At 69.3% G+C, this 13,398-nt stretch carries 12 protein-coding genes; 5 read left to right on the top strand and 7 right to left on the bottom strand.

Going from position 1 to position 13,398, the window contains the following annotated elements; genetic code table 11:
* Positions 1-218: 218 nt before the first annotated feature.
* Genes ABD299_RS14915 through ABD299_RS14905 form a run of 3 tightly spaced genes read right to left on the bottom strand, consistent with a single transcriptional unit; the run spans position 219 to position 3,460 of the window.
* A complete protein-coding gene (locus ABD299_RS14915) occupies positions 219-743 on the bottom strand; it encodes a hypothetical protein (protein WP_344262446.1) in 525 nt (174 codons plus the stop codon).
* Between the two features lie 2 nt (positions 744-745).
* The gene (locus tag ABD299_RS14910) at positions 746-2,824 is read right to left on the bottom strand and encodes a hypothetical protein (protein ID WP_344262444.1); all 2,079 of its coding nucleotides are present in this window, start codon (positions 2,822-2,824) and stop codon (positions 746-748) included.
* A gap of 57 nt (positions 2,825-2,881) precedes the next feature.
* Positions 2,882-3,460, bottom strand: coding sequence for a hypothetical protein (locus ABD299_RS14905; protein WP_344262442.1), 579 nt, complete (start codon positions 3,458-3,460; stop codon positions 2,882-2,884).
* Between the two features lie 759 nt (positions 3,461-4,219).
* Here ABD299_RS14905 and ABD299_RS14900 point away from each other — a divergent pair.
* Positions 4,220-4,660: a DUF6224 family protein gene (locus ABD299_RS14900; protein WP_344262440.1), complete on the top strand. Its 441-nt coding sequence runs from the start codon at positions 4,220-4,222 to the stop codon at positions 4,658-4,660.
* A gap of 61 nt (positions 4,661-4,721) precedes the next feature.
* Here the strand turns inward: ABD299_RS14900 and ABD299_RS14895 are convergent, their stop codons facing one another.
* On the bottom strand, positions 4,722-5,060 hold the full coding sequence (locus ABD299_RS14895) for a hypothetical protein (protein WP_344262438.1): 339 nt from the start codon (positions 5,058-5,060) through the stop codon (positions 4,722-4,724).
* 379 nt (positions 5,061-5,439) lie between these two features.
* On the opposite strand from ABD299_RS14895, the gene ABD299_RS14890 reads away from it, so the two are divergent.
* Positions 5,440-6,180 (top strand): PIG-L deacetylase family protein, encoded by a 741-nt coding sequence (locus ABD299_RS14890; RefSeq protein ID WP_344262436.1) that lies wholly within the window; start codon positions 5,440-5,442, stop codon positions 6,178-6,180.
* Here ABD299_RS14890 and ABD299_RS14885 read toward each other — a convergent pair.
* Positions 6,168-7,478, bottom strand: coding sequence for an MFS transporter (locus ABD299_RS14885; protein WP_344262434.1), 1,311 nt, complete (start codon positions 7,476-7,478; stop codon positions 6,168-6,170). The genes ABD299_RS14890 and ABD299_RS14885 overlap by 13 nt on opposite strands.
* Positions 7,479-8,048: 570 nt before the next feature.
* Here ABD299_RS14885 and ABD299_RS14880 point away from each other — a divergent pair.
* A complete protein-coding gene (locus ABD299_RS14880) occupies positions 8,049-8,795 on the top strand; it encodes a M23 family metallopeptidase (protein WP_344262432.1) in 747 nt (248 codons plus the stop codon).
* Positions 8,796-8,807: 12 nt separating this feature from the next.
* On the opposite strand, the gene ABD299_RS14875 is transcribed toward ABD299_RS14880, so the two are convergent.
* On the bottom strand, positions 8,808-9,413 hold the full coding sequence (locus tag ABD299_RS14875) for a hypothetical protein (RefSeq protein ID WP_344262430.1): 606 nt from the start codon (positions 9,411-9,413) through the stop codon (positions 8,808-8,810).
* Between the two features lie 81 nt (positions 9,414-9,494).
* Positions 9,495-10,379 carry a glycerophosphodiester phosphodiesterase gene (locus ABD299_RS14870; RefSeq protein ID WP_344262428.1) on the bottom strand — a complete coding sequence of 295 codons (885 nt, stop codon included), beginning with the start codon at positions 10,377-10,379 and terminating at the stop codon, positions 9,495-9,497.
* Positions 10,380-10,542: 163 nt separating this feature from the next.
* Here ABD299_RS14870 and uvrB point away from each other — a divergent pair, with 163 nt between their 5' ends.
* Positions 10,543-12,672, top strand: a complete 2,130-nt coding sequence (gene uvrB, locus ABD299_RS14865) for an excinuclease ABC subunit UvrB (protein WP_344262426.1) — start codon at positions 10,543-10,545, stop codon at positions 12,670-12,672.
* An 89-nt stretch (positions 12,673-12,761) separates the two neighbouring features.
* Positions 12,762-13,343 (top strand): TerD family protein, encoded by a 582-nt coding sequence (locus ABD299_RS14860; RefSeq protein WP_344262424.1) that lies wholly within the window; start codon positions 12,762-12,764, stop codon positions 13,341-13,343.
* The last annotated feature ends 55 nt before the right edge of the window (positions 13,344-13,398 follow it).

Below are 13,398 nucleotides of genomic sequence, written 5' to 3'. Positions count from 1 at the left end.
AAAGCCGGGGTGAGGGCCAGTAGAATGCCAAGAGCTTTCTTCATCTGGGCTTCCTCCTCTATCAGTGTAGGCGCTGAGTGATACCTCCGTAGAAGGGTTGAGATTGGTAGTGCTTCGGAGAGTGCAATATGCCGGTACTTGCGGGGCGTGTTTCAATCTGCTGTTCATGTGGGTATGGCTTGCATCTTCACGCTGCCGGTCGACTCCCGGGTGCTTGGCTACTCTGTGCAGCGCTCCTGGTCCTTAGTGGCCGTCACAAATTCTCTCAAGAAGACCTCAATGGCGTCCCTGCTGACATCGAAGCCTTCCTCTTCAGCGGGATGGAGAACAATGTCGAAGTTCAGGTGAGGTTTATTCCCTTGCCGATGGCAGGTCACGCTTGCGGTAGCTCCCTCGTTCGCCACTGCCGCGCGGCCGTCGAACGGGACTTCTTGCAGGTCCGTATAGCTGTAGAGAGCAGAGCCCTCTTTCATCGGATCGAATCTCGCTCTGTCGCGGAAGACGTCGATGTGCAAGACTCTGCTGCCATCCACTGAGACGTCGCAAATGAAGAAGTCATCGCTGATTGTTTCGTCGACTACTTCCACATCTGTGCCAGGTGGCAGAAGGGGGGAAATCGATTCCTGGCTGACCTTGACGTGGCAGAGTTGAGTCGGGGGGTCGTAGTGCGAGAGGTCAGTTGTGCAGCCTGAGGCTGCGGTGCCCAGAATGAGTGCGACAAGGATGGCACCGTGATGGCGCATGTTTACCCCGCGGCCCCTTCTGCTTCCTGCTTCCCCCGGGTGGCCGCATTGCCGAGTTGTGAATAAACGCCTCTGTCCTGGGAGTAGCCGGTCTGAGTTGCCGCCCATTCTCCATTCACCTCGAACCATGCGTCTCCCAAGGCTGTGATCTCCTTTCGCCGAAGCTCATACACCTTGATGTTCTCCCCTGCGGCCTCCTTCTTGATGCGGTTTATTTCGTCCTCGAGCCATGCGGACGATGCCATGTCGACTGACCTCTGGATCGAGTCCCCCACGAAGGGGATTCCGGTCACGGCTGCACCGAAGGAGTGGTAGAACCAGTGCTTCTTCCATGTCGGGTCTTCCTGGTTGGCCTCAATGGCCCGGTAGCGGGCCTGTTCCAGGTAGCCGATCGTCTGGCCTGCGGCGTCGAGTGTGTCCTCCGGCGGCAGCGAGGCGTCGTGAAAGCTGCTGACGATTGCGTGGTGCATGCCGCCCTGCAGGAGAGCGTAGCTCTCCGGACTTCGCATGACCTGGGTGGTCACCTGGATCAGATCACGGCCGTCGAGCGGAGTGTCGCCAGCGACGTTCGACATCGTCTCGTGGGTTGCCTGTCCGTGGTTGGCGAGCACCCTGGCCATGGGTTCCCGGTATTCCATCGGCATGTCATTTTCCATACCGGCCAAGTGGTTCAGCGCGTTTCTCACCACCGTCTGATGGTGGCGGTCGTGCTCGACGAAGGTGGCAGTGTCGTCGTCCAGGCTGATTCCTGATGCGGCTGCGAACAGAGCGTCTCCGATGGCGTGCCGGGACGCCAGGCCCCCTTCCGGTCCGCCCTCGGGCGGAAGGTGCTCGTACGGGCGGTCCTTGAGCAGGTACTCCGCGCGGTCGGAGTTCACGAAGATGGCCGTGGCGGCTTCCGGGCTGCGGCTCAGGGCCTCCATGCAGCCGGTCATGGGGTCCCACCGGAAGTCCTCCCCGAGAAGGGGGACGTAGCCGCCACCGGGCGGGGACCACCCGGAGGCCGGCGGGTCCATGGCCTTCTCCCAGGAGATCAGCGCCTTGCTGTAGTCCTCGAGGAAGTCCGGGTCGTACTCGCCGGACCTCATGAGATCGCTCATCAGCTGTGCGCCGTTCGGGCTCGGGCTCCCGTTCGGGCCGAATCGCTCGAGCCCCAGGGCGAGGATGTCGTCCCGCCAGCGGGCCATGCCCGGGTGGCCGCTTCGTGTGGCCTCGCCCAGGACGGCTCCGTACGAGTCCCGCAGTTCGGCCAGGGTTTCGAGGCGCGCGGAGGAGGGCTGGGGATGTGCGTGTGAGTCCAGCAGGTCGCTCCACAAGGCGAGGGATTCCCGGGCCCCCAGCCCCGTGGCGAGAGCAGAAGCGAAGTGCTCGTTGTCCTGGTGAGTGGCCATCAGCTCGGCCAGCTCCGCCAGGCCTTCGTCGGTGTTCTGGGCACCCGAATCGATCAGGGCGATGGCTTCGCGGGCGGCTTCGGCGCCGATGTGCTCCCGTGCCTCGTCGATGTCGGCGTAGTGGGTTCCGGGGAAGTTCTCCGGATCCTCCTGACCCAGCGCGGACAGGGCTCTTGCCGCGTCGGCGTCGGCTGTCGCGGCCTCGTCCAGGATCCGTCGAATGTTCGCGGCCACGGTGTGTGCCGCGTGCTCGGCGTTCCGGGACTGATACGTGTCCGGGTCGAGGGCGTGGGCCTGCCCCTCCGCGAGGATTTCCGGGCGGTGCCCCTCCGAGCGGGTGAGGACTGTGCCGTCGGGGCGGACGGTCAAGCCCTCCTCGCGTGCTGTTTCCGCCAGTGCGCGGAGGTCGCGCCGGTGAGTGGCGAGCTGCTCCCGCAGTTCTCCGACGATGGTGCCCATCACCTCGGCCTGTTCATGGGCCTTGTCGAAGCGTTCTGCGGTGGTGAGGACGAAGGGGCCGGTCACCGCCGCGTTCTCGCCGCGCCAGCGGGCGCGCAGCACCTTGGCACGCATGCCGGTGCGGGCCTCCTCGGCCAGTTCGCCGAGGTCTCGCGCGACGGTCCGCCAGCTCTGTTCGGCTTCCGTCAGGTTGTCCAGGCGCAGGTGGTACAGCTGCTCGTAGGTGGGCACGGTTACCTCACTGAGGGTGTGAGCGGGCAACGAACGGACAGGGGGGACAGGAAGGGATCACTGCATGCCCTTGATCCAGCCCTCCGGCGGGTCCGGGAGCACGTACTTCTCCAGGCCGGAGACCGCCCCGGTCTGCCCGCTCGAGGCGCCGCTGAGTTCGCCCGGAGCCGGGCCGGGCATACCGCCGCCCCCGCTCGGGGGCAGCGCGTCCTGGATGCGCTGCAGCTCGGCGAGGATGGCTGCCTCCTGCTCGGCGTGGGAGGAGATGGTCACGCCCATGTGCTCCTCGATGCGCAGGCAGTCGTTCCGCAGGTTCGTCGCCTGCCGGAAGAATCGCTGCGTGCTGTGCCGAAGGGCGCTGCCGCTGTCCAGGCCGGCCGCCGACAGGTCCGGAACAGCCTCGTAGCTGCTCCCCGAGGCGCCGTACGCGGCCGACAGCTGTGTCCGGAGGGCCTGGGCGTCGTCGCCGATGGGCTTCAGCTCGGCGTCGTGCATCTCCAGGTCCGGCTCGGTGCCTCCGCCGGCTGCCCCACCGCCGTCACCGCCGCCGGACGGTGCCGGGACATGGACCTCGCCGGTCTTCTCGTCGAAGACCGCGTTGAGACGGGTGCCGGTTGTCGCGTCCCCCGTGGACATCTCTCCCCCTGGCCCTGGACCGTGTGTGACGCGACTGACGGTAGCAGGCGGTCGACGCGGCGTACGAGGGACGGGTGGGGTGTCGGAGGCGGCCCGGTTGGCTTCGGGGCCGTGCCGAGGGGCACTCGGAGCGCATGGACAGGCGGAAGGACGACACGTCACGGCGCCGGGCCGGGGAGCGTGCCGGTGACCGGCGGGGCGGGCGGGCACGCCGGGCACGTGCGGGTGTGCGCCCCGGGTGCCCCCTCCTGGGTGACCACGCACCTTCGTACCGTGGGTGGGGCTCCCCTACGCTTGAGCCGTCCTTGATGTCGTCGCAGGCATCACAGGCCAGGCTGACGAACCGTCGCGTGCGGGAACGGACCGCACCGCCGGGGAGTACGGGGGCCGACCGCGGGAAGGGGCGTGGGACACAGTGGCGGCAACGGCACGCCCGGGCAGCGCGGCGTACCCGGCCGATCGGGAGGAAGAGGGCTGAACGGTCGATGATCGAGCTGGTCAGCCTGAGGAAGGCGGCATGCCGAGCAGGTTCTGCCGCGTTTCCGCCGATGCGTTCGGCGGAAGGAACGGGGACGCGGGGTCCGCGCACGACGGTTCTGTGCGCACTGGAGGGGCTCCTCGCTCAACCCGTTGCTTTCGTCACAGGTGCGACGTTTTACCGGCCGGCCGGTGGGTGTGCGTCGGGCGCCGGGACTCGGTACCTTCCGGCAGGAGCGTGGTGTGTGAACGTGCGCCCACAGTGCGTAGAGGTGGTACCAGATGGATGAGGAACCGGAGCCGTTCACCAAGGAGGAGCTGCTGCTCGGTGTCGCGTTGATGCAAGCGTTGATCGCGGAGGACACGGACGCCGCCCAGGCTCTCCAGGGGGAGGACGAGGAGGGCGCACAGCAGGCTGTCCGGGGCCTGTACGCGCTGGCGCACGTCATCGTCTACGGTCTGGTCGTCCCGGAGATGTGGGTGATCAAGAAGGGGCTCAGCTACGGACACACCCGGCACGTGCCGGAGCTGAATCTGGCGATCTGTGTCATGGAGAACATCAAGGAACGCGTTCCGCAGGCACACATGAGCGATGTCGTCGTCGGTCTGACGGCCAGCGACGTCCTGGGGCTCATCGTGCAGTGCACGGAGACCAGCATGGACGAGGTGCCGCAGTTCCTCGACACGGTACGTGACCGGACGTTGTCCTCGATGACGTCCTGAATAACGGGAAGGCTGTCGGCAGCCCTCCCGTTCTCGCACGGCTCGGACCCTCCGCAAGGGCTCAGAGCAGCACGACCAGCGTCACCACGGCGCCGACCGCGATGAGCAGGAGGGCGACCTTCCACCCGATTCCCGGTCTGCGGTAGCTGTCCGAGACCTGATTGATCTGGATCCGGTTGTCCTGAACCCGTCTGTCATGGAAGTGGCGGTCCTGGGTCCGGTTGTCGTGAAGCCGGCGTTCCTGGATCCGGTTGTCCTGCAGCCGGTTGTCCTGGACCCGGTTGTCCTGGAGGCGTCTGTCCTGGACCCGGTTGTCCTGACTGCGGAAGTTTCCGTGTCGGCTGCCGCTGGTGCGGTGGTCCCGCTGATCGCGGTGATCTCTGCGGCGCTGTCGGGCCACGTGTTCCCCCTCGTGCTCTGGTTGTCGGCCGGAAGTTCCATCCTGCGGCCGGGAGTCGGTACGAAGGGGGGCGCATGACAGGCGCGTTGGCGCGCGAGGGAGAGAGGAGGAAAGTGGGGGGCGCGGGTGTCCGTGCGCCGGTCCGCGCGTATCGGTGACGGTCTTCCCGTGCGCGTGCACGGTGACCCCCAGCATGCCGGTGTAGTGCGTGCCGGTGACCGCGACACCCCATCAGCGGACAAGCGCCGGGACCGTTCCGGGCCGCGGGCGCCGCACATGCAGCCCTCCTGAGAACCGGCAGTTCCACTGCTCCGGGCCAGGGTTCCGGCCCGCCGTCGCCCGGGTACCGGAAGAGGGTGCCGGCCGAGAGGAGAGACCCGTGACCGAGCCGTTGACGCCCTTCCCCGGGGACTGGCGGCGAGCCCTCGCCGTTGTGGCCCACCCGGATGATCTCGAGTACGGGGCAGCGGCCGCGGTCGCCGAGTGGACGGATACCGGGCGGGAGGTGGCCTATCTTCTCGTGACCAGGGGAGAGGCGGGCATCGAAGGGCTTGCGCCGGAGGAGTCCGCCCCGCTCCGGGAGGCCGAGCAGATCGCCGGCGCGGCCGTGGTGGGGGTGCGGACCGTGGAGTTTCTCGGCGGTCATCGGGACGGGGTGATCGAGGAGGGCGTGGCGCTGCGACGGGATCTGGCCGCTGCCATCCGGCGGCACCGCCCCGAGCTGCTGCTGACCATCAACCACCGGGAGACCTTCGGCGGCCGGGCCTGGAACACCCCCGATCACCGCGCGGTGGGGCGGGCGGTCATCGACGCGGCCGGGGATGCCGGCAATCAGTGGATCTTCCCCGAGCAGCTGACGGAGGGCGGCCTGGAGCGCTGGGACGGTGTCCGGTGGGTGGCGGTGGCCGCCTCCCCCGAGGCCACCCACGCACAGGAGGTCAGCGAGCGCTCGGTGGAACGGGGGATCGCCTCGCTCGCCGAGCACCGGGCATACATCTCGGCCCTGAGCGACCTGACGCCGCAGGAGTACGCGCGCGAGCTCTACGCCGGGGCCGTGAACGAGGTCGCCCGGAACTTCGGCGGACGGCCCGGCGTGGCGTTCGAGCTCTACCCGCGCTGAAGGGGCCGGCCGCCCCCGCGTGCGGTGGTGCGCACCGCCAGGACGGCAGCGGGCAGCAGCACCGCTGCGCCCAGCGCGTTGAGCCAGCCGTAGCCGGCCTGGGAGACGACCAGGCCGGCCAGCGCGCCCCCCGCCGCCGCGCTGCCGTTCATCGCCAGGTCGGACAATCCCTGAGCCGCGGCGCGGGCGGCCTGCGGCACCGAGTCCGTGAGCAGCGCGGAGCCGGCCACCAGCCCGGCCGACCAGCCCAGACCCAGCAGGAAGAGCCCCAGGGCGGCCTGCCCGTGGTGGCCGTCGGCGGTGCCGGCCAGGAGAGTCGCCAGGGCCAGCACGGCCAGTCCGGCGCCGATGACGGTGACCCGCCCCAGCCGGTCGGCCAGCCAGCCCATCACAGGGGAGAAGGCGTACATGCCGGCGATGTGGCCGCTGATGACCAGGCCTATCAGTTCGATGCCCGCGCCGTGGTGATCCATGTCCAGCGGTGTCATCACCATGATCGCGACCATCACCGTGTGCGACACCGCGACGGCCACCAGGGCCAGGCGTGCCCGGGGGGAGGAGGCCACGGCCGCCAGCCCGGCCCGCAGTGAGCGGTCCTCCGCGGCCGGGGCACCCGGCGCCCCGCCGTGCGACAGGGCGCGCGCGGTCAGCAGTGGGTCGGGCCGCAGCAGAACGTGCACCAGCAGCGCGGCCAGCAGGAAGATGCCCGAGGCCCACAGGAACGGCCCGGCGGTCACCGGTATCCGGTCGCTGAGTGCGGCGGCGCTGCGCCCGGCGGGGGCGGCGATGTTGGGCCCCAGCACGGCGCCGGCGGTGGTCGCCCACATCACTGCGGCGATCGCCTGCCCGCGCCGCTCGGGCGGGGCCAGGTCCGCGGCGGCGAATCTGGCCTGGAGGTTGGCGGAGGAGCCGGCGCCGAAGACGGCCATGCCGAGCAGGAGCAGGGGGAAGTTGCCCATGACGGCGGCCGTGACCACCACCGCGCCCCCGGTGGCGCCGGTCAGATAGCCGAGAACGAGTCCCGGGCGCCGCCCGCGGCGGGCCATGAGGGCGGCCAGGGGAAGCGAGAGGACCGCCGTGCCGAGCACCGACGCCGTCATGGCCAGGCCGGAGAGGCCCGCCGAGCCGCTGGTCTCCGCGGCCAGCAGGGCGGCCAGCGCGATGCCCACGGCCACTCCGAACCCGCCCAGGATCTGGCTGGTGACGATCACCGCGGTGGTGCGGCGGCGCAATGCCGGCGAGACGGTGGCCTGCTCGGCGGCCGTGGCCCGTGCCAGGGAGTCGGTTGTATCGGTCACGCGGTCAGTCTGCCAGCTCGCCGGATCCGGCGGCAGAGGCGGGCACAGGCGGCGACCGCAGACGAGGGGTATCCGTCCGCCGCGGGGGGCCGGAGGTCCCGGGCTCGCCACGAAAGAGGTCCCGGAAAAGGCCCGGAAAAGGTCCCGGGAGAAGGTCCCGGAGAACCTGGTGAAAGGCCTGCGGTAAAGGCGCATCAGGGATCGGTGTGTGAGGTGCCGCACAGCTTTCCGGAGCCTACGAAATGACGTAGGAGTCGGCCGGGACGACGGGCCGGGTCTTTGGTCCCGGAGTGGGTGGCATTTCGGGAGGAGTCGGCCGGGACCGGCGGACAGTGGGTCGTTCCGGCTGGTCAGGACGGTGGGGATGGCGTTCTGTGGCGAGTCGGCCGCCGTGGTGGGGGCGTCCGGCGTTTCCGGTGTGCTTGTGCGGCGGCATTCTGGACCGTCATTCTCTACGGCATTGCTTAGTAGTGAAGGGGTTTGATGCCGGCGGCGGACCGGGTTATCAATGTGAATGTCCCCCCGGACATGGCAAGGAATCCCCCCACGAATTGCCGAGGTATTGCTCTCATGCTCAGCACTCTGATGCGCAACGCGACTTCCGCCGGCATCCGCACCCGCGCCGTCGGCGTGACCGCCGGCATCGTCGCGTCCGCGGCTCTGATGAGCGGCGCGGGGATGGCGACCGGTGACAGCTCCGTGACCGCCGGTTCCGGCGACGTCACCGCGGAGGAGACCTTCACGTCCCGCTGGGCCACCGAGCACTCGGAGTTCACTCGCGAGCAGGCCGATCGCAGCTACGAGGCCGCTCAGGAGGAGGCCGCCGAGGCGAAGCGCGCCGAGGAGGCCGCGGAGAAGAAGGCCGCCGAGAAGCGGGCCGCGGAGAAGAAGAAGTCCTCGTGGGTCGCCCCGATCGAGGACGGCTACTCGCTGACCGCGACCTACGGCAACAGCGGTGACCGCTGGGCGTCCAGCCACAGCGGGCAGGACTTCGCCGTCCCCACCGGTACGCCCGTCCAGGCGGTGCACGGCGGGACCGTGGTCAAGGCCGGCGGCAACGGCGGCGGTGACGGTCCCGCGTACGGCAACGCCGTGGTGATCGAGCACCCCGACGGCACCTACTCGCAGTACGCCCACCTGGACCAGGTGAAGGTGTCCCCCGGCGAGAGTGTGAAGACCGGTGACCGGATCGCCCTGTCCGGCAACACCGGCAACAGCAGCGGCCCGCACCTGCACTTCGAGATCCGCACCGCACCCGACTTCGGCACCTCTGTCGACCCCATGGCGCACCTGCGGGGCCAGGGCGTCGAGGTCTGATCCGGGCGCGGCTCAGCCCCGTCCTCTCGTGGCCTGCCGCCCGGGACACTCCTCCACAAGACCGGGATACGCCGCCGCTATGGCGGCGTACACCCGTTCCTGGAGGAGCCGGTCACCCTCCGCCCTGCTGCCGGCCGGCAGGGCGTCCAGCAGGACCCGGTGCCGGTCCAGCAGGGAACTGAGGTAGTCGACCTTCCAGCGCGCGAGGTCCGCCGGGAGGGCGGTTCCCACCGATGCCGGCCGTGGCCGGTGCCCCCAGGACCGGGCTGCCCGTTCTGCGTCGCGAAGGTTCCGGTGCCGGACGGCCCGGGCTGCCAGTTCCCGCTCGGGCAGTTCCGGCAGCCGCATCGGGGCCGCCCGGACCGCGGCCAGGCCCTCCTCGCGGCGCCGGGCGTTGGCCGCCCGCAGAGCCCGTGCCCGGCGCTGCCGCAGGGCACGGGCCTCGACGAAGTCGGGACGCCGTTCGGCTTCCCGTACGCGCGGGGTGAGGTAGAGCCGCACGGGAACCGTCCGGTCCGGTTCTCCCAGGAAGGTGCGCACCAGCAGCGGTGTCCACCCCCGGGCGCGCAGCGTGTCCAGTGAGCAGTAGGTGAGGGTCCGTTCCTGGGGCACCGCCATTGCCACCCTCCTGTGCCGGGGAGGAGACCGTCCGGTTACCGCCAGTCTTCCCCGCGGGGCGCTGCGTCATACCCCGGGTGGTCAGCCGCCGAGAGCTTCGCGCACCCTGTCCGGGACGTCGGAGATGATGCCGTCCACCCCCATGCCGGCCACCTCCACGGCCCGCTCACCGTCGTTGACCGTCCAGGTCATCACCTCCACCGGGCGGCCGTGCGGGCCTCGCAGGGCCTGGATCCGGTCGACGTAGTCGGCCGTCAGTCCGGTGTGCCGGGGGTTGATCTGGTCGGCGAACTGCGCGTAACCGTCCAGCTCCGCGACCGGCGGGCTGCCGATGAAACCGGTCTTGACCTCGGGTGCCTGCTCGTGCACGGCGCGTACCGAGGCGGCGCTGAAGCTCTGCACCACCAGCCGCCTGCCGGGGTACGCCTCCGGCAGCCAGCCCTCATTGCTCAGCTCCTCGAGGATGTCCGCCTCGATGCCGGGGTAGAGCTCGGGGGACTTGATCTCCAGCAGCAGCTTCTGGTGGTTGACGGTGAGCCGGTCCAGGTAGTCGCCGAGGGTCGGCACCGGCTCGCCGGCGTACTCCTCGCCGAACCAGCTTCCGGCGTCCAGCAGGGCGATCTCGTCCGCGGTGAAGTCGGTGAGCCGCCACGGCGCACGATCGGGGAAGATCGCCTCCACGTCGGTGGTGCGCTCCAGCGTGGTGTCGTGCAGCACGACCAGCTCGCCGTCCCCGGTCCGCTGCACGTCGATTTCCACCCACTCGATACCCAGGTCGGCCGCGGCGTCGGCGGCCGCGAGGGTGTTCTCCGGGGCGTGGCCGGAGGCGCCGCGGTGGGCGATGACCTGGGGGTTGTCCCGCTCCGGCACCGGCTCCAGCTGGACGGGGGCGGGAACGGTGGCCAGGAAAAGCGCCGTGATGCCCAGGGCCGAGCCGGTGGAGGCCGCTGCGGAGAACAGATACATGGGGGACTCCTCGCATCGGTGATCAGGAACGGGATATCCCGCTTCTTTCCGGCGACTCGTACGAGCACACAGAAAATGGTTGAAGATCAGCTGAACAGACCGGAACGTGGAGGGGTGCCCGGCGCCGCACCGGATGTCGGTGGGGAGCCGTACGGTGGGGAGCATGCGGCCCGTTTCCCACATCGAACGCACAGTGGCGCCCTTCGAGGTCGTCAGCCCCTACAGCCCCGGCGGTGACCAGCCCGCGGCGATCGCCGACCTCGAGCGGCGCCTGACGGCCGGCGAGAAGGATGTCGTTCTGCTCGGGGCCACCGGCACCGGCAAGTCCGCGACGACCGCCTGGATGATCGAGCGGCTGCAGCGGCCGACGCTGGTCATGGCGCCGAACAAGACGCTGGCCGCCCAGCTCGCCAACGAGTTCCGGGAGCTCCTGCCGAACAACGCCGTGGAGTATTTCGTTTCTTATTACGACTACTACCAGCCCGAGGCGTACGTCCCGCAGACCGACACGTACATCGAGAAGGACTCCTCGATCAACGAGGAGGTCGAGCGGTTGCGGCACAGCGCGACGAACTCGCTGCTCACCCGCCGCGACGTCGTCGTGGTCGCCTCCGTCTCCTGCATCTACGGCCTGGGCACCCCCCAGGAGTACGTGGACCGCATGGTGCCGCTGGAGGTGGGCCAGGAGATCGACAGGGACGCCCTGTTGCGCCGCTTCGTCGACATCCAGTACACGCGCAACGACATGGCGTTCACCCGCGGCACCTTCCGGGTGCGCGGCGACACCATCGAGATCTTCCCGGTGTACGAGGAGCTCGCGGTGCGCATCGAGATGTTCGGCGACGAGATCGAGGCGCTGTCCACCCTGCACCCGCTCACCGGCGAGGTGATCTCCGACGACCGCCGGCTGTACGTCTTCCCCGCCTCGCACTACGTGGCCGGCCCCGAACGGATGGAGCGGGCCATCGCCGGGATCGAGGCGGAGCTGGAGGAGACCCTGGCCGCCATGGAACGGCAGGGAAAGCTGCTGGAGGCCCAGCGGCTGCGGATGCGCACCACCTACGACATCGAGATGATGCGGCAGATCGGTACCTGTTCGGGTATCGAGAACTACTCGCTGCACATCGACGGCCGGGAGACCGGCTCCCCGCCGCACACCCTGCTGGACTACTTCCCCGACGACTTCCTTCTCGTCATCGACGAGTCGCACGTCACCGTCCCGCAGATCGGCGCCATGTTCGAGGGTGACGCCTCCCGCAAGCGCACCCTCGTCGACCACGGCTTCCGGCTCCCCTCGGCCATGGACAACCGCCCGCTGAAGTGGGAGGAGTTCCTGGAGCGGATCGGTCAGACCGTGTACCTGTCGGCCACTCCCGGGCCCTACGAGCTGTCCCGGGGCGACGGTGTGGTGGAGCAGATCATCCGCCCCACCGGTCTCGTCGACCCGGAGGTGGTGGTCAAGCCCACCGAGGGGCAGATCGACGACCTGGTGCACGAGATCCGGCTGCGCGCCGAGGCGGGAGCCGACGGCGGCGAGACCACCCGGGTCCTGGTCACGACGCTGACCAAGAAGATGGCCGAAGACCTCACCGACTACTTCACCGAGCTCGGTATCCGGGTCCGCTATCTGCACAGCGACGTGGACACCCTGCGCCGCGTCGAACTGCTGCGCGAACTTCGTGCCGGGGAGTACGACGTGCTGGTCGGCATCAACCTGTTGCGGGAGGGCCTGGACCTGCCCGAGGTCTCGCTGGTCGCCATCCTGGACGCCGACAAGGAGGGCTTCCTGCGCTCGGGCACCTCACTGATCCAGACGATCGGCCGGGCCGCCCGGAACGTCTCCGGCCAGGTCCACATGTACGCCGACAAGATCACTCCGGCGATGGCCAAGGCCATCGACGAGACCAACCGGCGCCGTGCCAAGCAGATCGCCTACAACGAGGCCCACGGCATCGACCCGCAGCCGCTGCGGAAGAAGATCGGCGACATCGTCGCGACCATCGCCCGGGAGGACATCGACACCCGGGAGCTGCTGGAGACCGGCTACCGCCAGGGCGGCGGAACAGCCAAGGGCAGAGCACCGGTGCCCGTCAAGACCTCCGCCGCGCGAGGTGAGCCCGGAGGACTCACCGACCGTCCGGCCGCGGAGCTCGCCGAAACCATCGAGCAGCTCACCGAGCGGATGCGGGCGGCGGCGGCGGAGCTGCAGTTCGAGGTCGCCGCGAGGCTCCGCGACGAGGTGCACGAGCTGAAGAAGGAACTGCGGCAGATGAGGGAGGCGGGCCTGAGGTGACCGCCCTGCCGTGGCCGGTGCCCACGGTGACATAGTGGAGTACCGCCCGCCGGGAGAGGGGCGGGGCCGCGACGAAAGGGGAGTGACACGTGGGTGTGAACTTGTCGAAGGGGCAGGCCATCAGCCTGGAGAAGTCCGGCGGGGGTGGTCTGACCGCCGTGCGCATGGGCCTGGGGTGGCAGGCCATCCAGCGCAAGGGCCTGTTCGGCAAGATGTTCGGGACCCGCGAGATCGACCTGGACGCCTCCGCGGTGATGTTCGCCGGCCAGGAGGCCGCCGATGTGGTCTTCTTCCAGAAGCTCACCAGCGACGACGGCTCTGTCATCCACACCGGGGACAACCTGGTCGGCGGCCAGGGGCAGACCGACGACGAATCGATCGTCGTCGACCTCTCCAAGGTGCCCGAGCAGGTCGACCAGATCGTCTTCACGGTGAACTCCTTCACCGGCCAGACCTTCGCCGAGGTAGAGAACGCCTTCTGCCGGCTGGTCGACGAGACCACCGGCGAGGAGCTCGCCCGCTACACCCTGGCCGGAGGCGGCGAGCACACCGCCCAGATCATGGCCAAGGTCCACCGGGCCGACGGCGGCTGGACGATGACCGCACTGGGCGTCCCCGCCAGTGGCCGCACCTTCCAGGACCTGATGCCGGCGATCGCCGAGCACCTGTAGCGGCAGGGATTCCCGGGGCCGGGCGCGCGCCGCGCGCNCCCCCCCCCGGGCACGT

Origin of the sequence: Streptomyces sodiiphilus (genome assembly GCF_039529215.1) — a bacterium.
Classification (GTDB): domain Bacteria; phylum Actinomycetota; class Actinomycetes; order Streptomycetales; family Streptomycetaceae; genus Streptomyces; species Streptomyces sodiiphilus.
The sequence above is the reverse complement of the archived record's forward strand: the minus strand, read 5'-3'. Positions and strand labels throughout refer to the sequence as shown.